This is a genomic window from Myxococcales bacterium (genome assembly GCA_012517325.1).
Classification (GTDB): Bacteria; Lernaellota; Lernaellaia; order Lernaellales; family Lernaellaceae; genus JAAYVF01.
Window position 1 is genome coordinate 44,194 of sequence record JAAYVF010000013.1, and the last position, 19,976, is coordinate 64,169.

General features: G+C 60.2%; 14 protein-coding genes. 3 read left to right on the forward strand and 11 right to left on the reverse strand.

The window, feature by feature from the left end:
- Positions 1 to 10 precede the first annotated feature (10 nt).
- The 6 genes from GX444_03305 to GX444_03330 all read right to left on the reverse strand — a co-directional run bounded on the left by GX444_03305 (position 11) and on the right by GX444_03330 (position 10,937).
- Positions 11 to 5,317: a tetratricopeptide repeat protein gene (locus GX444_03305; protein ID NLH47612.1), complete on the reverse strand. Its 5,307-nt coding sequence runs from the start codon at positions 5,315 to 5,317 to the stop codon at positions 11 to 13.
- Positions 5,318 to 5,385: 68 nt separating this feature from the next.
- A complete protein-coding gene (locus tag GX444_03310; protein ID NLH47613.1) occupies positions 5,386 to 6,501 on the reverse strand; it encodes a hypothetical protein in 1,116 nt (371 codons plus the stop codon).
- A complete protein-coding gene (locus GX444_03315; GenBank protein NLH47614.1) occupies positions 6,502 to 7,833 on the reverse strand; it encodes a glycosyltransferase family 2 protein in 1,332 nt (443 codons plus the stop codon). It lies immediately after the preceding gene.
- Positions 7,834 to 7,838: 5 nt separating this feature from the next.
- Positions 7,839 to 9,815 (reverse strand): DUF2334 domain-containing protein, encoded by a 1,977-nt coding sequence (locus GX444_03320; GenBank protein NLH47615.1) that lies wholly within the window; start codon positions 9,813 to 9,815, stop codon positions 7,839 to 7,841.
- A 76-nt stretch (positions 9,816 to 9,891) separates the two neighbouring features.
- A complete protein-coding gene (locus GX444_03325) occupies positions 9,892 to 10,749 on the reverse strand; it encodes a diguanylate cyclase (GenBank protein ID NLH47616.1) in 858 nt (285 codons plus the stop codon).
- The gene (locus GX444_03330) at positions 10,746 to 10,937 is read right to left on the reverse strand and encodes a hypothetical protein (protein ID NLH47617.1); all 192 of its coding nucleotides are present in this window, start codon (positions 10,935 to 10,937) and stop codon (positions 10,746 to 10,748) included. The genes GX444_03325 and GX444_03330 overlap by 4 nt, the downstream gene beginning before the upstream one ends.
- A gap of 223 nt (positions 10,938 to 11,160) precedes the next feature.
- On the opposite strand from GX444_03330, the gene wecB reads away from it, so the two are divergent.
- Complete coding sequence (gene wecB / locus GX444_03335) at positions 11,161 to 12,261, forward strand: UDP-N-acetylglucosamine 2-epimerase (non-hydrolyzing) (protein NLH47618.1); 1,101 nt, start codon at positions 11,161 to 11,163, stop codon at positions 12,259 to 12,261.
- A 6-nt stretch (positions 12,262 to 12,267) separates the two neighbouring features.
- On the opposite strand, the gene GX444_03340 is transcribed toward wecB, so the two are convergent.
- Positions 12,268 to 14,193, reverse strand: a complete 1,926-nt coding sequence (locus tag GX444_03340; protein ID NLH47619.1) for a sulfatase-like hydrolase/transferase — start codon at positions 14,191 to 14,193, stop codon at positions 12,268 to 12,270.
- On the reverse strand, positions 14,190 to 16,067 hold the full coding sequence (locus GX444_03345; protein ID NLH47620.1) for a sulfatase: 1,878 nt from the start codon (positions 16,065 to 16,067) through the stop codon (positions 14,190 to 14,192). Before GX444_03345 ends, GX444_03340 begins: the two co-directional genes overlap by 4 nt.
- Positions 16,068 to 16,219: 152 nt before the next feature.
- On the opposite strand from GX444_03345, the gene GX444_03350 reads away from it, so the two are divergent.
- The gene (locus GX444_03350) at positions 16,220 to 16,996 is read left to right on the forward strand and encodes an inositol monophosphatase (protein ID NLH47621.1); all 777 of its coding nucleotides are present in this window, start codon (positions 16,220 to 16,222) and stop codon (positions 16,994 to 16,996) included.
- A 24-nt stretch (positions 16,997 to 17,020) separates the two neighbouring features.
- Here GX444_03350 and GX444_03355 read toward each other — a convergent pair whose 3' ends face one another.
- The 3 genes from GX444_03355 to rplU form a co-directional block, all read right to left on the reverse strand.
- Positions 17,021 to 18,133 carry a hypothetical protein gene (locus tag GX444_03355; GenBank protein NLH47622.1) on the reverse strand — a complete coding sequence of 371 codons (1,113 nt, stop codon included), beginning with the start codon at positions 18,131 to 18,133 and terminating at the stop codon, positions 17,021 to 17,023.
- A gap of 99 nt (positions 18,134 to 18,232) precedes the next feature.
- Complete coding sequence (gene rpmA, locus GX444_03360) at positions 18,233 to 18,523, reverse strand: 50S ribosomal protein L27 (protein NLH47623.1); 291 nt, start codon at positions 18,521 to 18,523, stop codon at positions 18,233 to 18,235.
- Positions 18,524 to 18,538: 15 nt separating this feature from the next.
- On the reverse strand, positions 18,539 to 18,850 hold the full coding sequence (rplU, locus tag GX444_03365) for a 50S ribosomal protein L21 (GenBank protein NLH47624.1): 312 nt from the start codon (positions 18,848 to 18,850) through the stop codon (positions 18,539 to 18,541).
- A 191-nt stretch (positions 18,851 to 19,041) separates the two neighbouring features.
- On the opposite strand from rplU, the gene GX444_03370 reads away from it, so the two are divergent.
- On the forward strand, positions 19,042 to 19,968 hold the full coding sequence (locus GX444_03370) for an FHA domain-containing protein (GenBank protein ID NLH47625.1): 927 nt from the start codon (positions 19,042 to 19,044) through the stop codon (positions 19,966 to 19,968).
- The last annotated feature ends 8 nt before the right edge of the window (positions 19,969 to 19,976 follow it).

Consider the following 19,976-nt stretch of genomic DNA (forward strand, 5'->3'; position numbering starts at 1 on the left):
GATCGCGGCGTCATTGGGGCTGTTGCTGCTCTTGGTAGCGCAGCCATTCGCCCTTGTGCTTGCCGAAGATGAACATATAGCTGATGAACGCCTGGTATTCGAAATAGTCGTTGCTGTTGAGGTCGGCGCCGAAGCCGCCGCCGACGGTCAGGCGGTGCTTCAAGGCGATCTGCCATTCCAGGCTGCCGTAGCCGCTGAGCGAGACGTTGTCCTCGTCCTTGGCGATTTCGCTGGAGACGATATTGTAGGCCGGCACCAGGCCGACGGTGTAGATGAGGTTGGGCCGGACATCGTCGCGCAAATCGAGCGAGATGCCGTGGCTCTGGTAAACGTGCGGCGAGAAATAAACGCCGAGCACGCCGGGCAGTTCGTCGTCGAAGGTCTGATAGCTGTAAATGTAGCCGGGCGTGAAATACGGCCCGTCGAAGAAGGTATAACCGAGCGCGGCGCTGATCAGGTCGGCCTGGTTCTGATCGACCAGCGTGCCGCCGTCGACCCACGTGTGACGATACTCGCCGCGGATGTTCATCCGATCCAGCGGCGTGACGCGCAGGACGCCGCCGACGTTGTCGCTGCCGATGCCTTCGCTGATCGCCACGTTCGTCTGCTGGATGTCGTCGCGGTAGGCGTAGCCTTCCAGGCCCACGTAATCGTAGATGTTGGTTGAGAGTGCGCCCAACCAGTTTTGCGTGGTGGGCAGATCGGAATAGCAGTTGACGCCATATTCGCCGCGCGCCGAAACCTCGCCGAACAAGCCGACGACCAGACCGACGCGGGGCGAAACCCGGTTGATCGATTCTTGACGATCCTCGTTGTGCCGCGCTCCAACCACTTCACCAAACGCTTCGCCGCCATCGCCGAAGAGATAGGTGAACCGGCTGCCGAGCGAAATCTCATTGTTCCGGCGGTCGAACCGCCAGGCTTCGCGCCAACCGAGCGTCGTCTCGACGCGCGGCGCCGACTCGTAACGCACGCGGGCCAGGCCGGCTTTCGCGTCCTCGTTGTCCGGATCGATTTTCGAAACGATTTCGTATTCGCGCCTGGCGCTGGCGAACATCCCCGACTGCAGGTAGATGGCCGCCAAAGCCAGGCGATAGCCGATGTTGGTCGGATTTTCCTTGACCAGCTTCTCGAAGATGTAGCGCGCCCGCTTGTAGCGGTTGTGCAGCGCCAACTCCTCCGCCAGGCGGAGCCGATAGCGCTGCTCCGCCTCGTCCATTCCGGGCGGACCCGTGCCGGGCCCGCCGGCCATCATGGTTTTACCGGGGTAGTTGAACCATTGATCGAGGAACGCGCCCTCGACGTACTCGATGTTGTAGAGTTTCAGGAAATCGCGCGCTTCCTGGTCTTTCGGATCGACGACGACGATGCGCTTGTACTGGTCGATCGCCGCGTCGATGTTGCCCGCGCCCTTGTAGGCGTTGGCCAGGCCCTTGCGCGCCCGCATGTTCCAGGGGTCGCGGTCCACCGCGTATTCGAGGTTCACGATCGCGTCGCTGTACGTCCCCAGCGCGTTGTAGGCCAGGCCCATTTCGAGGCGGATGTTGGCGTCTTCGGGTTTCTTCTGAGCCAAAATCTGGAATTGTTCCAGCGCGGCGCTGTACTGTTCGGCATACGACAGGTTGAGCGCGTATTGCAACCGGAATTCGTCGTCGTTCGGGTTGTTCGCGACGAGGATTTCGTAGTGCTGCGCGGCGATGGTGTATTTTTCCTGGAAGGAAGTGATTCGTGCGGCCATTTCGCGCACTTCGTCGTTTTTCGGCTCGACCTGCAACACGGAATTGGCGTGTTCCAGCGCCAGATCCCAGGTTTTTTCGTCGGCGGCGTACATCTGCGCCAGGTAGTAATGGGCGTCGACGTTGTCCGCCTTGGCGTCCAGCACGGCCTGGAATTCGGCCGCGGCCTTGTCGTTTTCGTGCTTGGCGATGTAAATGCGCCCCAACATCAGGTGCGCGTCGAGGTTGTCTGGTTCGAGTTGGATCGCGTTGCGATAGGCCTCTTCCGCGTTGCTGAACTCGCCCCGCTCGTAGAGCAACCGCGCGTACTCCATGCGCGATTCGACGTTCTTCGGGTACTTGAGGAACAGCTTGCGGTACAGATCGATCGCCCGGTGATAGTACCGCCGGTCCCAACTGTAGAGGTTGGCCAGGGCGAAGCTGGCTTCGAAGTTGTTGGGATCGCGCTGCAGAATGAGTTCGTATTCGCGGATCGCGTCTTCCATGCGGTTTTCGTAGCTGAACACCTTGGCCAATTCGATGCGGGCGTCGGTCTGCGTCGGATCCTGCGCCAGGACGACCTGATACTGGTTGATCGCTTCTTTGTAGCGCTTGTCGTAGGCCAGGGTTTCGGCGAGTTCCTTGCGCACGTCGAGGGCGTCGGGGCGCGCGTTGATGCACCAGGCGTACTGGTTGATCGCCGCGTTGTACTGCATCGACCAGGCATAGAGCCGGGCCAGGCGGAGGTGCGCCTCGTAATTGTCCGGTTCCTGCTTGATGATTTCGAGCGTTTCCTTGATGGCCCAGGCGTAGGTCGACGGGCTGTAGGAGAAGATGTCGGCCAGGGCGATGCGCCCGCCGATGTGGTTGGGGCAGTATTGCAGCAACTTGCGGTATTCGCCCACCGCTTCCTTGTTGCGGTTGTGATTTTGCAATTCCTGGCCCAGCAGATAGCGCAGGTCGCAATTGCCGGGATCGTCCAACAGGATGGCCTGCATCTGCTGGATGTTGTCGGGATACTCGCCCCAGACGCCGTAGAGGTCGCCCCAGTTGTTGTTGAGCAACCACCAGGCGCGGTGATACTGGCCCGTGGTGGCGACGTAACGCCGCGACATCAGGTAGTGGTTGTAGGACAGTTCGGCGAAGGCGTTGAGGTTGCTCGGATCGAGTTCGAGCACCTTTTTCTGCATGGCGATGGCGCGTTCGTACCGGCCGTTGCGGCGGTCGATTTCGCCCAGGCCGTAATAGGCCTCGGCGCTGTCGGGGTTGCTGGAGAGCACTTCGCGGTACTCGACCACGGCGCGGTCGTAATGTTCCTGCAGGCGGTAGATCGTCGCGATGCCCAGGTGGGCGTGCGAGTTTTTCGCGTCGGCCTGCAACACGGTGCGGTATTCCTTTTCGGCCAGCTCGAAATTGTTGGCCACCTGATAGGCATTGGCCAGGGCGAGCCGCGCGTTGATGTTGTCGGGGTTTTGCGTCAACACGTCGCGCAGTTCGGTGACCACTTCGTCGGCGCGGCCGGAATAGACCTTGGTCTTCATGGTTTCGAGGTAGAGATCCTGGTCGTTGGGCCGGTTCTTCAGCACTTCCTCGTAAACCACCAGGGCCTCGTCGTATTTCTCGCTCCAGGAAAGCACGCGCGCCTTGAGCAGGCGGGTGTCGTCATCGGCGGCGTCGCGTTCGAGGATGAAATCGCACTCGCGGACCGCCTTCTCGTAGTACTTGCGGTTCTGCGAATACAAATTAGCGAGGCGGCGGTGCAGGTCCAGGTCGGTGAAGCGCAGCGCGACGGCCTTTTCGAGGGCCTCGATCGCTTGGGAAACATCTTGCTGGTAGGCATAGGCGTCGCCGAGCCCGCCGAGGATTTCCGCGTTGGTCGGATCGATCTGCGCGGCGCGGCGAATGGCGTCGACGGACTTCTGCGGGTTGCCCATCTGCCCGTAGACCCACGACATGCCGAGGTAGGCGTCGACGCAGCGCGGATCGATTTGCAGCGCTTTTTCGTAGGCGTCGATCGAGCTTTTGTAAGCCTTGTGCTGAGCGTAGACATCGGCCAGCCGCAATTGCGGTTCCGGCGAATCCGGATATTTCTCGGCCGCGTCGGTCAGCAGGCTGATGGCCTTGTTGAAATGCCAGACCTCGTTGGCGCTGACGTAGAGATAATGGATGCGGTCGATGACGGCCAGGAACTGTTTCTGGATTTCGGCCTGTAGTTTCGAGCCTTGATCCTGGCGGTACAGGCTGTATTGATGATGCGCCCAGCCGACACCGATCATCGCCGGCAGATAGGTCGGCTTGTCGTCGAGGATGTCCTCGTACAATTCCAACGCGTCCTTGTGCTTGCCGGCGGCGCTCAGCGTTTCGGCCATGAGCAGCCGGGCATCGACGTCGTCGGGCACCACGCCCAGCAGGTTGCGGGCCTCGGCGATGGCGTTGTCGTAATCCTTGACCTTCAACAGCGCGCGCACCAGGGAGGTGCGGACCTGCACGTCCTCGGGGTGCTTGGCCAGCAGGTCGCGGTATTGTTCGACCGCCAGTTGCATGTTGTTCGATTCGGCGTAGATGTTGGCCAGTTCGGTGCGGATTTCCACGTTGTCCGGCTGGCTTTTCAGCACTTCGCGGTACGCGGCGACCGCCTCGGGATAGGTGGCCGCGTTCTGCGCGTAGTTGCGGGCGAGGAAGATCTTGGCGTCGATGTCTTCCGGATTGAGTTCGATGGCCTTGTTGAACGCCTCGGCCGCTTCGGTGGTGCGGCGTTGTTCGGCCAGAATGAGGCCCTTCAACCGCCAGGCGAACGCGTTGTTCGGTTCTTTTTCCAGCACGACATCGGTGACCGCCATGGCGTCGGCATACCGTTTAGCCTGGTAGTAGGCCTGGGCGAGCCCCAGCAGGCTCTGATCGCGGGCGCCGCGTCGGCTGCTGAGGTAATTGAACTGCTGTATGGCGTCGTCAAAGCGCTTGGCCATCGACAATTCGTTGGCGTATTCCAACCGGATCTTGTCGTCTTCCGGATCAATTTCCAGGTAGGCCTCGTAGTTTTTCAAGGCCGGAGTGTGTTCACTCTTGTACGAGTAGACGCGGGCCGCGATCAAATGGGCGCGCTTGTTTTTCGGTTCCTTCTGCAAGACCTTTTCGATCTGTTCCAACGCTTTCGGATAGGTATCGGCCTTCCAGGAATAGATTTCGGCCAATTCGGTCATCGCTACGGTATTTTCAGGTTCCTTTTCCAGCAGGGTGTCCAACTGTTTGACGGCGTTTTCGGTGTCACCGGACCACGAATAAATTTGGGCGAGACGCAGGCGGGTGACGCCATCCTTGGGGTCGGCTTCCACGGCTTTGCGATAGGCTTCGATCGCGATTTTGGCGTATTCGGGCTTTTCTTCGGAATAAAGGTTGAAGTAGCAATCGCCGAGGCGTTTCATCGCCTCGAGATTGGTCGAATCTTGTTCCAGGGCCGCTTGAAAACGCGCCGCGGCCGCCTGGTATTGGCCTTTATTGAAAAGCGAAATGCCCTCTTCATACGCCCCAGCCCACGCGTGGCCGGCGCCAAGCGCCAATCCCAGCAAAACCACGGTGGCCAGGGCCATCCAGCGTCTGTTCATAGCCGTACCCCCAACACCATAGCCGGCGCCCCGCGCTCGCCCGGCGGCGGCGCACCAGCGACCCGAAACTACCTGTACTCCGCGTTATAGCGGCGCAACGTCAGCAGCGCCTCCAGATTGTCGAAACTATAAACCTCGTCATCGCTGAAACCGCCGTACATCGGCGAGATCGGATTGACGTTTTGAAATTCCAGCAATTTGGCGAGCAGCGACTCGCCCAGCGCCCGATCGCCGATGCGAAATGCGTAACGCGCCGCCAGCGCGTAGACGCTCGTCGATTCAAAAAACTGCAACGGCTGCCCGCTGCCGTCGTACTGCGCGTACAGCACTCCGTCGGCCGCGAACCGGTTGCGCAACCATTCGGCGAACGGATGATCGCCCTGTTCTAATTCAGCGGCGAAAAGAGCGCAATAGAGCTGGTTGATCATGTTCTGCTGGTCGCCCATGTAACGCTTTTCCGCGAAATTGTAGTTCTCGTAAAACAGCCCGGACGCCATCCGCCCGGCGAGCAGGATCCGGCCCGTTTGTTCCAGAATCGGTTGCCATTCCGGGGCGCGTTTGGCCAGCGCTCGCAGCGTCGGAATTTCGATATACGACAACTGCAGGGTGTCGGCCACCACCGGATCGCCGTAATCCCGCCAGTTCAGGAAATCGCGCAATACGCCTCCCACGACCTCGTATTGCCAAATATTGCCCGCGATATCGTCGGCGAAACTGCGATAGGCGGCGTCTCCCCATTTCTCCGCCGCCTGCAACGCCGCGCCGACGATGCGCAAATCGTCGATCACCGCCGACGTGCCGGCCACCAGCTCGCCGTCGTAACTGACCTTCCAGTAAAAGAGCCCTTGCGGCCCCAGCATCTTCTGCCGGGCGAACTGCAATTGCTTATCAAAAAATGGCCGATCATCGGCCAACACCGCGTATTGCATCGCCAAACCGATCGTTTCGGACAGCACGCCCGAGGCCAGCAGATCGGCCGGGTCGAAAATCGGGAACAACAACAACCGCCGGACCTTGCAGTTGGTCAGGATGCCGCCGTTCGGCCCGCTCATGCGGTCCAGCACGAACCGCTTCGCCAGTTCCTCGGCTTTCGACGGCGAGATGGCCCACGGAAACGCCATCAAGCCTCCCACGCCGACCAGTGACAACAACACCAACCCGGCGACCAGGCGTCCGCGCCGCATTTATAGGTCCTCTTCGCGCAATTCCCGCATGCGGTCGCGACTGACCTGTTTGTCTTCCTGCTGCTGGCGCAAACGGTAACGGACGGTTTTGTCCCAGACCGTGCCGGAACCGCGGCGCCACTGCAGGAATTCCATGTACAAAGCGCGGAACACGACCACGATCCACACCTGGGAATACGTGATGTACATGAGGAAGGAAAAGACAATGTTGGTAAAGCTCTCTTCTTCCTCGATGCTGATCGCGATCAGCAGTTCCATGAAAAACAGCATCGCCGCGAGGAACCAGATGAAGGTGAAGGGACCGACCAGGCCCAGCTTCACCACCCCCAGCAGCGACAACAACGCGATGGCGTCGGAGAGGATCAACGCGATGAAAAACATGTAGTAGAGGCTGAACATGTAGAAGAGGTCGACCATGATGCGCCGGTTTTTCATCTGGAACGCGACGCGCAGGAATTTGCGGATGATGTAGTGCATGCCCTGGGCCCAGCGGGTGCGCTGGCGGATGAACACCTTGAGCTGCTGGGGTTCCTGTTCCCAGGTGACCGCGTAGGGGATGAACTTGATGCGGTAGCCCAGTTCGTAGAGGCGGATCGACAGCTCGGCGTCTTCGGCAATGGCCTCTTCGTCGAAACGGCCGGCTTTCTCGAGCACCTTGCGCCAGATCACGTAGTTCGTGCCCGGCAGGGTGGCGAGGTTGAAGATCTTGTAGCGGCCGCCCTGGATGATCCATTGGAAGGAGATAAATTCGATGTTGATGAACCGGGTGAGAATGTTCTGCTTGGCGTTGATCGTGCGCACCTTGCCCAGGACCGCGCCGAGTTTCGGGTCGTTGACCAGGTTGGCGACCAGATAGCGCAACGAGTTGGGCTCGGGGCGGTTGTCGGCGTCGAAGATGCTGATGACGTCGCCCATGGCGTGTTCCAGGCCCACGTTCAGCGCCCGGCTCTTGCCCTTGCCGCCCTCGCCCTGCGGAATGTTCACCAGTTTCACGTTCCGGTAGCGCTCGGAAATGCTTTCGACGATCTCCGCCGTTTCGTCGGTCGAACCGTCGTTGACGACGATGACCTCGTACCGTTCGCGTGGATAGTTGAAGGCGAGCATCGCTTCGATGGTGCGCCGGATGACCACGCCTTCGTTGTGCGCCGGAATCAGGATTGAAACGAAGGGGAACGGGAACGGTTCTTGGAAGAGTCGTTGCCGCTCTTTTTCGCTGTTCAAGTGATGGATGAAGGCGAAGAAGGTCAGCACGACGTTGAACAGCAGGAACAGCCAGATGCCGATCGCCGACGCCAGAAAGAGCAGGTCGATGTAAACACTGGTATACGGCACGGCGCTTACCCCCTTCCCCGGGCGCGCAGGACGTTGCGGAATTCCTGCGTCGCCTTACGGCTGAGGAGGAAGATCCAGATGACCAGGAACACGATCAAGATCGCCAGGCCGACGAACAGCAGGAAAATCGCGATCGGGTTGGTGATGCCCGAAACGGCCGGCCGGAACTTGGTGATGTTTTTAAACGTATAGGGAGGCGCCGTGTACGCGCCTTGATAGACCTGGATTTCGCCCTGGTGCGTCGAGGCGAACAGACTGACGTTGCCGGTCACGGGACGGAAAGAGTAGGTCTCGTCGGTCCGTTTGCCGTGCAGGTCAAGCGTCATGCTCTTCAGGTATTGGCTTTTCAGGGTGAGATCGATCTGCCCCACGCCGCTGATCGCCACGGTGTCTTCGGTCCGGACCTTGTTGTTGAAATCGCGGAGGTCGACCCATTCGTAACCCAATTTGCCCATGCCTTCGACGACGTCTTTCAGCAGTTGCAGGTCGAGGAAGGTATGAAAAAAGAAACTGCCCCAACCGTCGCGCACCACCAGGCTGTTGTCGGCGTCTTGCAGGATGGCCGCCGCGTCGCGACCCGCCGCCGGCTGAATATAGCCGAGGTTTTCGGGCAGAATGATCTGCTGGTGCATGTCGCGATAAATCACGTAGGGGAAGAATTGATCGGATCCCAGTTTGTCGATCGGCTGCCGCCGTTCGACCACCGTGGTGAAATAATTGTGCAAAGACTCGTAATCGACCTGCCCGGCGGCATAGTGCGGCGTGGTCCAGGCCAACGGGAAAATATCGGCCAGGAAGCATTCGGACAACCCGCGCAACGCCCGTTCGGCCGCGTATTCCGGCCCTTGGGCGATCGGCACATCGGTATCGGTGGCCCAGAACTCGTAGTCCACCGCCGATTCGCCGGTATGCTGGTGCGTATAGCCGTGGAGGATCGGCGTCCCCCCGCGGTTGATCAGGCCGCGAACGACCTCCAGGAATTCGGGCGAGCTGCTCAGGTATACGGTCTGATCGGTGGCCGGGTTCACGTATACCGGCACCAAGGTGAAGGAGAACGGCACTTTCTTGCTTTGCAGGTAGTCGGCCGCGGCGATCAAATCGGTGCCGTTACGCATGGCATGAACATCTTCCAGCCGCACGAAGCCCGGGTGTTTGGCTTCTTTGATGCCGGAAGACATCATGTCATGCAGCACGTCGCAAAACGCCAGGTAGGCGCCGCCCTCGACGTTGTAAGAGAAGGGATTGGAAGCGACGTACCAGAATTTCTTGCCGCGGACGACCCAGGGCAACCGTTCTTCTTTCGAAATTTCGGGCTTCGGTTCCGGGGTCGGTTGCGGCAGCGGTTCGATATCGAAGTTCAGCTTCGGATCGAGCGGCGGCATGGACAGCGCCGTCAAGTCGGCCTCGGTCGGGGCCGGTTGGCCGGCATGGATCACTTCCGGACCGTACATTTCATTGTGGCCGGAAGGCGGTTTGGCGCTCGGATCGGCGATCGCCCAGGCCACGACTTGATCGATTTCCGGGTTGACCACCTCGACCGCGTAGGTATGCGTATCGAGCTTCCACAACGATTTCTTTTTGTATTCAACCCGGTTGGTCGGGTGATTGTCGGTATCGTCGATCTGACGCAGGCCGAAGGATTCGAGGTTGTGCCGCGCCGCCATGCTGTCGAGATTCGCCCCGATCCAGATCAGTTCGCCCTTGCGGAAAAACAGGTCGTCGAGCAGATAGGTCGGCAGGGTCATGTCATCCTTGGTGCCGACGTAGAAGATGATGTCGTATTTTTTCGCCTGGCCTTCTTTGTATTCGCCGGTGCTGACCAGGTCGATTCCGGCCGTTTCGAAATGCCCGAGCAACTGGCGCAGCATGAGGGCGTCCAGGCTGTCTTGCTGGACATGGGCGGGATCGGGTTCGTCGAAAATGACCAGCGTCGCGCGGCCGCCGCTCAGCATCCCTTTCAGCGGGAGAAGCCAAAGCGCCACCAAGACCGCTAAAAAGAATGCAACTATCGGTAAAACCAATCGCCTTAACACGCTGTTAGTCCCAATCCTCGAAAGACTATTTCAATTGCTGATAACGGGAATCGACGACGTCAATCAGCTCTTCGAGATTGCCGGCGTCCTTCGGATAATTCGCGCGACTGTACTCGAATTCCAGATTGATTTCATCCCACTTCTTCTTTACATGAACTCGCAAATCGGCGATCCTTTCCTCCAACCGGGCGCAGACTACGTTTACACCCGCGATTCCCGTCTCCGGCAAAACCACGCCGATTTCATTGTCGCTGTATTTCCCCACGTAATCGGCCTCGCGCAACATCCCGCGGAACAATTGGCCGATTTCTCGGAAGAGCATGATTTCCTGTTGGTAATCGTAACGCTTTTGGAAACTGTCGAGGTTGACGATTTTCAGGAAGATCAATGAGAGTGGAGTATTGTATCGTTTGACGCGCCGCATTTCGCCACGCAGCATCCAACGGAAGCTTTTAAAGTTATAGAGGCCGGTTTCCTCGTCGGGCACGAAGGTCTCGACGATCGTGGCTTCCTCGCGGAACGGTTCCGAGCGACGGAAATGGAGGAACTCCATGACCAGGCCGACGACAAACCCGCTGCCGACGATCACTGTGATGTTGATCAGTTCGTTGCGCAGCAGGCTTTCGCCCAGCCCGCTCTGGAAAAGTTGCCCATAGAGAAGCTTGGTGCCGTAAATCGCCGCGCCGATAACCGCCGCCAAGGCACCATGACGAAAACCCTTGGCGACCGCGAACAACACCACCGGCAGGGAAATGAAAAACGCGAGCCGGTATCCGGTTTTAATGTCGAACCACTCCAGGAACACCACCGAGGCGATGAGACCCACGACGAGGATGACGAGCAATTCGCGAACGTCGATATTTTTTTTACCGGTTTCGTTCATAGATCTCTATCCTCCTCATCGAGCAATTCCTGGTGCCGGCGTTTTTTCTCGATGGCCATATTGCGAACCCGACGACGCCATAAAAACAAGATGACGTCGCGAGCCAGGATGATCAGTGAGATCAATGCCACCACGACGACCACGATGACCGCCATGATGATCATCGAATTGTTAAAACAGAAATCCACACAAGTCTCCATTTAGCCTTAACAGGTCATGAACGCTTGAATGGTATAGTTTCGCCGCCACCAACTAAATACCAACTGCGAATGGTTGTAAAGAGAAATTTTGAATTTTCGTATCAAAAAAATGAAAATAAAAAAAGAATGGAAATCAAGTCTTTTTAGATAGTTTCTTCCAAAAAGCTGTGTTAAAACTTGACAGATTTTGCTCAATTCGCTTGGAGACCAGATGATTCGCTCATTATTTGTCTTCGGGACGCGTCCGGAAGCCATCAAATTGGCGCCGCTCGTGCTGGAAATGAACCGCCGTGCGGCTTTCACCCCCTTGGTCTGCGTCACCGCCCAGCACCGGCAGATGCTGGACCAGGTTCTGGATCTGTTTTCCATTCGTCCGGAATATGATCTGAACCTGATGAAACCCGGGCAGACGCTCGAACAGATACTCGCCGGCGTTTTCGATCGTCTCCCAGCCGTCCTGGAAGAAGCCAAACCCGATCTGGTCATCGTTCAGGGCGACACGACTACGACCTTCGCCGCCGCGGAGGCTGCCTTCTGCCGAAAAATCAAAGTCGGTCATGTCGAGGCCGGGTTGCGGACCAACAACCGCTACTCGCCCTTCCCCGAAGAAATCAATCGCCGCCTGACCAGCGTGCTGACCGACTTTCATTTCGCGCCCACCGAACAGAACCGGGACAATCTACTGTCGGAGGGCTTCCCCGCCGATCGGATCTGGGTCACCGGCAATACCGTGATCGATGCGCTGCAAATCGTCGCGGCCCGTCCCTATGAATGGCAAATCCCGGAACTGGCCGACCTGCCGGGACGGTTGATCCTGGTGACGGCTCACCGTCGCGAGAGCTTCGGCGAACCGTTCCGCGATCTCTGCCGCGGCCTGGCCGAAATCGCCCGCCGCAATCCACGGGATACCGTCGTTTATCCGGTCCACCTGAACCCGAACGTTCGCCGCCCGGTCGGCGAAATCCTGCAGGGTCTGGACAACATCCGCCTGGTGGAACCGCTGTCGTACGAACCGTTCGTGCACCTGCTGAAAAAAGCCTATCTGGTGCTGACCGACTCCGGAGGGATCCAAGAGGAGGCGCCCGGGTTGGGCAAGCCGGTGCTGGTCATGCGGGAAACCACCGAACGGCCCGAGGGCGTCACCGCCGGAACCGTCAGACTCGTCGGCACCGCGACCGACCGCATCGTCGCCGAGGCATCCCGCCTGTTGGACGATCCGGCCGCTTATCAAGCCATGGCTCAGGCGAAAAATCCCTATGGCGACGGCACGACCAGCCGGCGGATTTGCGAGATCCTCGAAAAGAATTGGTAGGCGCGGTCAGTTGATGTAGCCCAATTCCTTCAACCGCTGCAGGCGAGTTTCGTCCAGGCTGATCGAACCGGTATGCCAGGCGCCGTATTTTTTGATCTGCTCGCCCACGAACTTTTCCATCGTTTCCTGCAATTCGGCGGCTTTTTCCGGTTGCCCGCTCATCAGGTCCGTTTTTTCGGCGCGGTCGGCGAAGTCGAACAAAAGCGGCGGATGGATGTTGTGGTGATCGCCGTAAATGTAATCGCCGGCGGTCATAAAGCGATACGTTCCGTCGCGCCAGGCGTAACGGTGATTGCCGAACGCGTTGGTGTGGCCGTAAGCGACGCCGCGCGCTTCGATGGCGCGCCAGTCGCGTTGGAGCGGATCGGCCACGCCGGCCAGGGAAAGAATGAGCGGCGCCAGCATTTGCTGGTCCGCCGTTTGGGTGCGCACCTCGCCCCGCGGCAGGTTGAGGCCGGCCAGGATCAACGGCACGTGCAGGCTTTCCTCGTACAATTCGACGGAATGGCCGGTCCAGCCGTGTTCGAAAAACTCCTCGCCGTGGTCGCTGGTGACGATCACCAGGGTGTTTTTCACGTCGAACCTTTGGGCGATGTACTTCAACAACGCGCCGATCGCCCGGTCGCTGTCGCGCACGTCGCCGTCGTACAGCAACCGGACCGCGTCCTTTTCTTCCTGGTTGTAGGGCAGGTAAATGTCGATGAACTTGTAAAGCAGGTGGGTCATCGTTTCCAGGACCTTCTGAATGTCCGGCCCGTAGATGCCCAGTTCGTCGCGCGATTCCTTGGACGGCCGATACGGCAGGTGCGGATCGAAATAATGAACGAAGCCGAACCAGGGTTCGCGGGCCTGATCGACCAGACTCGCGGCGCCGCGCGTCACTTCCGCCGCGATGCCTTCGGGCTTGAAGAGGAAGCGGTCGAACCCGCGCCCGAATCCGTAGGGCGGGCTGACCAGGAAATTGCTGGTCATGGCCCAGGTATGATAGCCCGCATTCTTGAATATTTCGGCGAGCAACGGCGCTTCCCGCGGGATCGTGCGATCCAGCGAATAGGTGCCGTGCACGTCGGTCAGCATGCCGGTGAGCATCGACACGTGGCCCGGCAGCGTCCAGGGAGCGATCGAATAGAAATTTTCGTACTTGACGCCATTGGCGGCCAGCGCGTCGATGATCGGGCTGGTCGCCCGCGGATTTCCGTAACAATGCAGGCCGTCGGCGCGTAACGTATCGATGCTGATCAGAAGCACGTTCGGAACGCCCTTCGGCCGGCCCAGCAGCGACGGCAAGAGAACCAGACCGAGGATCACCGCCAGCGTCACTGCGACCGGCACCGCGGACCGGCGCGTCATGGCGAGTGACGGAACGCGGCGGAACGGCGTTTCCGGCAGGCGTTTGCGCAGCAGCCGGTAAAGACCGAAGCCCACCCCGAAGGGAATGGCCAGACTGAGGAAAAGGATGAACAGCACCAGGCCGGGGCGAATGTCGATGGTGAACGACACCAACGGCCAGATGAACCGGGAAAAGAAGATTTTCGGCGTCACCTGCTCCTGGTAGGGCAACGGCAACTTGGTGCCCAAGCTGGATAGGAGGCGCAGCGCCCCGATGCCGAGCATGCCCAGCCACACCAGCAGCATGAACCCGAAAGTCATCACGGCCCGCCGACCGCTGCCGGTCAACAACATCAATAGAAATCCATAGATCGCGATCACCAGCCCGGAAATGACTCCCCAGACCAGGCAGTCGCCGATATCCCGCGATAGCGTTTCCAACGCCAGCCGCGTCAGGCCGAACGGAAACGCCGCCGACTGGAAAATATCCACCAGGCCCTGAATCAAACCCACCACCGCGCCGGACAGGATTCCGAAGGCCAGGAAACTCGCCGTGGCGGGAAGCAATTTGACCACCGTGGCAGACCAAGTTGAACGGCTCATTGAATGTATCCCAGCGTCCGCAATTGTTCTTTTTCTAGCGATCGCGGCTCGGCGGCCTGCGGTGAGAATACTCCGCCCAGACGACCGGCCAGGGAAAACAGGCCGGCCATCCACTGTTCGCTGAACGAATTCCGATAAAGATTCGCCGACTCGACCGGATCGCTACACAGATCATAAAACCGCGGCGGGCTTTCCCCGCCGAAAGCGCCGAAGCGCCATTGGTAGTCGGTTATACCCTTCCGACAGTCGCGGATCAAGGCGAAACGCGGCGATCCCCACAGTCTCGACGCGGCCAGGAAATCGCGACTCGCGCCGGCGTCGACGGTCAGCGGCAAGCCATCCCCGTCGGCCTTACCCGGCAACGCCAGTTCGTTCACCAGGGTCGCCGGCACGTCCAGCAAGGACACGGTGCGCTCGATCGCGGCGGCCGCTGCTTGTTCCGGCCGCTTGACGAGCAGCGGGACGCGCAAGACCTCCTCGTAGAGGGTGATCGCGTGGCCCAGAAAACCGTGCTCCCAGAATTCCTCGCCGTGATCGCCGGTCACGATCACCCAGGCCTTTTCCCAGCGACCGGCGGCGCGCAGGGCGTCGAACACCCGGCCGGCGGCGCGGTCGGCCCGTGCCACATCGGCCAGGTATTGCCCGCGCCAGGCGGCTCGATCGGCTTCACCGGTCGGCAGCGCCTGTTCGACGAAGGCGTGAAAATCCTTGGCGCCGGCGCCCGGCAGCGACGAAGCGGGGTCGCCGTACGGCCAATGCGGATCGAACAGATGCACGAATAAAAAGACCGGCCGGCCGCTCCGCCCGGTCAGCCAGCGCGCCGCCTCGTCCGCCACCGCCGCGCCGCTTTCCTCGGGCATCGTCACGTAACGGCGAAAGCCCTGGCCGAAACCGTAGCGCGGGCTGAGCAGGAAGGAATTGACGAACGCGGCGGTATCGTAGCCCGCGGCGGCGAACCGCTCTGCCAGGGTCACGATTTCCTCCGGCAGCCGCGCGTCCATGGTCTCGGCGCCGTGGCGCCAAGGCGCCAGGCCGGTCAACAGACTGGCGTGGCTGGGAATCGTCCAGGACGACGGCGCATAGACGCGCCGATAAAGATCGGCCCCCGCCGCCAGTTCGTCGAGCCGGGGAGTCACCGACGGCGAGGCGCCGTAGGCGCCGACGCTGTCGGCCCGCAGCGTATCGATGCTGATGAGGATCACATCCGGATGCTTGCCGTCGCTCTTGGCAAACGACGGCAGGGTCATCGTCGCGGCGGTGGCGCCGAGCGCCACGGCCAGCACGGCCGGCCACGGCCACCGTAGCGCGATCGTTTCCGGCCGCGGACGTTTCAAAACCGAAAGGATCAACGCGGTCAGGCCGCCGCCAAGCAGACCGGCGATAAACAACCCCCCCAGACCGAGGACGAACGTCTGCCAATGCGGCCAGGGATCGGCCGTGGCGATCCGTTCGACGAGCGGTGGTAGGAAGACCCGCCAGACCGTTTCCGGTGAAATGCCCGGCGCGGTGGCGTAGGCCGCCGGCAGGAACGCGGCGAAATGTGCGGCAAAGCCGCGTTGCAGAACGGCGAAACCGACGGCGCCCGCCACGATCATGCCGCTCGAAGCCGCGAAACCCGCCGCCCGTCGCCGGAACAAAGCGGCGTTCGCGGCCGCCGAAACGCCCAACAACAGGGCGAGCGCGAACCCGGCCAGCAGCCCGGTTTCGGCGGCTTCGGCCATCGTCAGCGCGGCCAGTCGCGTCCATGGTTCGCGCCAATAACCCGCCGCGCGGGAAAGCCAGAGCCCGCGCCCCAGGCCGGCGGCGATCGTCAGGCACCAGGCTGTAATCGCCGTCTGTCCGCCGGTAACGGCCGCCAGCCGTAAGCGCGTCATTCATTCCTCCCCGCGAAAGCAAGTGAACTTAGCGCGGATCGACGGCCGGCGGCAAGCGGACGGCCGCGTCGCGTCCTTCGCCGGATGTAGATGTCATTGCGGGAAACTGGGATTTTGTTACGATCGTCGCAGAGCAACCTTCCGGAGGTATCGTGAGCATCTCGGACTTGACCCTCGCGCTCGAAATCGCCCTCGAAGCCGGCGAATTGCTGCAAAGCCATTTCGGCAAGGCCGCCGTCCATCACAAGGGCGACAAGAATCTCGTCACCGATGCCGATCAGGCCGCCGAGGAATTGATCTTCAAGCGCCTGACCGCCGCCCGACCGGGCGACGAGGTGATCGCCGAGGAAGGCTCGTTCGTCAAGGGCGAAAACACGCGCTGTTGGTACGTTGATCCGCTCGACGGCACCAACAACTATGCGCATGGATTCTGGATTTTCGCCGTCAGTCTGGGTCTGGTATTGGACGGCGAGTTGCGGGTCGGCGTCGTGCATGCGCCGCAATTGGGGCAGACCTTCGCCGCCCGCCGTGGGTTCGGCGCCACGCTCAACGGTCAGCCGTTGCGCGTCAGCCGGACGGACAAATTGTCCGAAGCGATGCTGGCGACGGGTTTTCCCTACGCGCGCCGCACCTTGAAGCACAACAACCTGGCCGAGCACGATCGCGTGCTCATGGAAGTCCAGGACGTGCGGCGGGTCGGTGTGGCGTCGCTGGATCTGTGCTGGACCGCCGCCGGGCGTTGGGACGGCTACTGGGAAATGTCGTTGATGCCCTGGGACGTGGCGGCGGGGATTCTCATCTGCCGGGAAGCGGGCGGCACGGTGACCAACCTGGCCGGTGAGCCGGTCAACCTGCTGCAACCGGATGTGGTCGCCACCAACGGCCTGCTGCATCAGGATTTGCTGGCGTTGCTGGGCGGCAAAAAATAGCCCGCGCCCGCCGAACGTTTTTCTTTAGTGAAACGCTTGGCAAGCGACGCGATAGAGCATCGACCGTGAGCCTTCCGCGGCGTGCAGGTAGTTGCCGGTCGCCGGATCGTAGGCCACCGCCTCGCCCTGCAATTCCAACCCGAACGGTTGACTGCGGCGTTCGGCTTCCAGAATGTTGATGAACGGTTCGCCGGCCGCCAGCCGCCACTCCAGCACGGAAATGTAGGTGCGCAACAGCAGCCGCGTTCCGTCGCGATGAATATCGGCCCCCGTCACGATCGCCAGCGCGCCGCCGGTCTCCAAATCGCCCAGGTGCTCGAGGACCACCGGCTCATCCGGATTCAGTTCGGGAAAAACGTACATCGCGCTCGTGCCGCCGGGATACTTGCCGAAGATGTAAACCGAACCGTCGGGGTGCACGGCCAAGGCCTCGGCGTCGCGCGGGCCGTCCGGATAGCTGAACGCGAAATGCTCCCAGCTGTCCAGTGCGATTTCGCCGAACGGCACGTACGGGTTCACTTCCGGCTCGACCGCGCGATAAACCCCGCAATCCGTGCGCCCCGCGCCGTTGTCGCCGATGTCGCCTACATACAGGCATTCGTCGCCGTCGCACGGACCGACCGCCATGTCTTCCCAATCCACCGCGGTCACGCCGGCCAGCGTCACCCGGCCCAGATACGCGCCCTCCAGATCGAACGCATACAGATACGCGCCGTCACCGGAATCATTATGTGCCCATAACACGCCGGGATTTTTCAGGCTGACCGCGATGCCGGAAGTCTCGTCCAGATCGGCGGAGTCGAGGCGGCCGACGGCCAGCGGCGTCGCGTATTGTTCGCAAGCCGGGAAACTGTCGTCGTCGTTGTCGTCGTTGTCGTCGTTGTCATCGTTGTTGTTATCGTCGTCGGCGACAGTGTCGTCGTCATTGTCGTTGTCGTTGTCGTTGTTGTCGTCGTCGTTGTCATCATCGTCATCGGCGGGTATCGAATCATCGTCGGTCAGGGTGTCGTCATCATCCGAATCGGAGTCGTCGTCGTCGTCGGTCGAATCGTCGTCTCCCTGCTCGCCGCAGGTGGCCAGCGACATGACAATCCCCATCAGGCACATCAGCATGAACCAACGGGGTTTGCGTGTCATTGTAAGTCTCCACTGCACCGCGATCGCTCGCGGGCCCATCCCCATAAAAAAAGCCGCCCGTAGCCAGGCGGCGTTTGGGTTATATGTCGATTTTATTAGCTAATTTTTCACGGGAGCCGTCTCGTTCAACGCCTCTTCGATCGGAATGATGTGCGCTTTTTTACGATCCTTGCCCCAACGGGTGAACTTCACGCGGCCGGGAATCTTGGCAAAAAGGCTGTAATCGCGGCCCATGCCCACGTTCAATCCCGGATGGATGAGGGTTCCGAGTTGGCGGATGATGATCGTGCCGCCGGTGACCAATTCGCCGTCATAGGCTTTCACGCCGTAGCGCCGGCCCTGGCTGTCACGACCGTTCCGACTGCTGCCGCCCGCTTTCTTGTGAGCCATGGCGTCTCTCCTCGCTTATCCCAGAATCTGGGCGATTTTCAGTTGAGTGAACGGTTGCCGATGACCCCGCTTCTTCTGGAAGCCCTTGCGGCGGCGGTACTTGAAAATCACGACCTTGCGCGCCTTGCCCTGGGCGACGATCTCGCCGATCACCTTCGCGCCCGCCAGATAGGGAGCGCCGATCTTGGTGTCGGACTCGCCGCGAATCATCATGACCTTATCCAACTCAACCTTGTCGCCGACGCCGCCGGCCAGTTTCTCGACTTTCAGGAGGTCGCCTTCCTGAACCTTGAATTGCTGTCCGCCGGTTTCAATCAATGCATACATAGGCCCATTCCTTATCGAAAGACTTGGAGCGGCAGAAAATAATGAAAAGCACATTTTTTGTCAAGGGCATTTTCCGTTTTATTTTTTCGTGGTATGGGTGTGAAAAATCCCGCGCCTGTAGAATGATGGCCTGAATCGGCGGAGCGAACCGGTCCCATCCGCCCGAGATTGCGGAAACAAAGGGAGACCCCATGTTTCAGTTGGAATCCAGCGACGACCTAGGCCGCAAGCTGGTTTTTCCCCTCGTCAAGGTGAAAACGACCATCGGCCGCGATCCGAGCAGCGATATCGTGCTGCAGGATGAAGACGTGTCCCGCCACCATTGCCGCCTGTACGTGATGAACGCCCAGGTGAAAATCAAGGACGAGGATTCGGCCAACGGCACATTCGTCAACAATGTCCGGGTGAAGGACATGATCGACGTGACCGTCGGCGCCGAGCTCATCATCGGGTCGAACCAATTTTATCTCCGGTCCGTCGAAGACCTGCCGGAAGAGGAAAATCTGCAACTGACGACCATGCTGACGGTCGATCAACTTCGCGATATGACACAGAGTTTCGATAGTCTGCTCGACCAGATGCCTCCCCCGTCCGACCAGATCGCCACCACCATGGTCGCCGACAAGGAGCAACTGCTCGAAAACATCTACCAGAAGAAGATCAACCTGAAGATTCACCCGAGCCTGGAAGTGATTTACGGCCCGGACAAAGGCAAGAAGTTTCTGCTGACGCCCGGCGAACACCGCATCGGTCGCGGCGGCAATTGCAACATCCACCTCGCCGACCCGATGATCAGCGGCGTGCACGCCACCGTCGAGGTGGACGGCGCCAGCATCATCTTCACCGATGAAGGCAGCCGCAACGGTTCCATCCTTAATAACAAGATCGTCCACACCCACCCGCTGCATCACAAAGACGTGCTGGTGTTGGGCGGCACGAAGATGAAATTCGTCTATCCGCTGGAAACCAAAGGGGATTCTTACACTCCGCCGGCCGAACTGCCGGCCGAGCCGCCCGCGGTCGTATCCTGGCTGGCCAAATACGGCGTCTGGGTCACCGTCGGCATCGCCGCGCTGGCGCTGCTGATCATCATTTTCGTGCTGTACGGGTTGAATTGAAGTCTGCC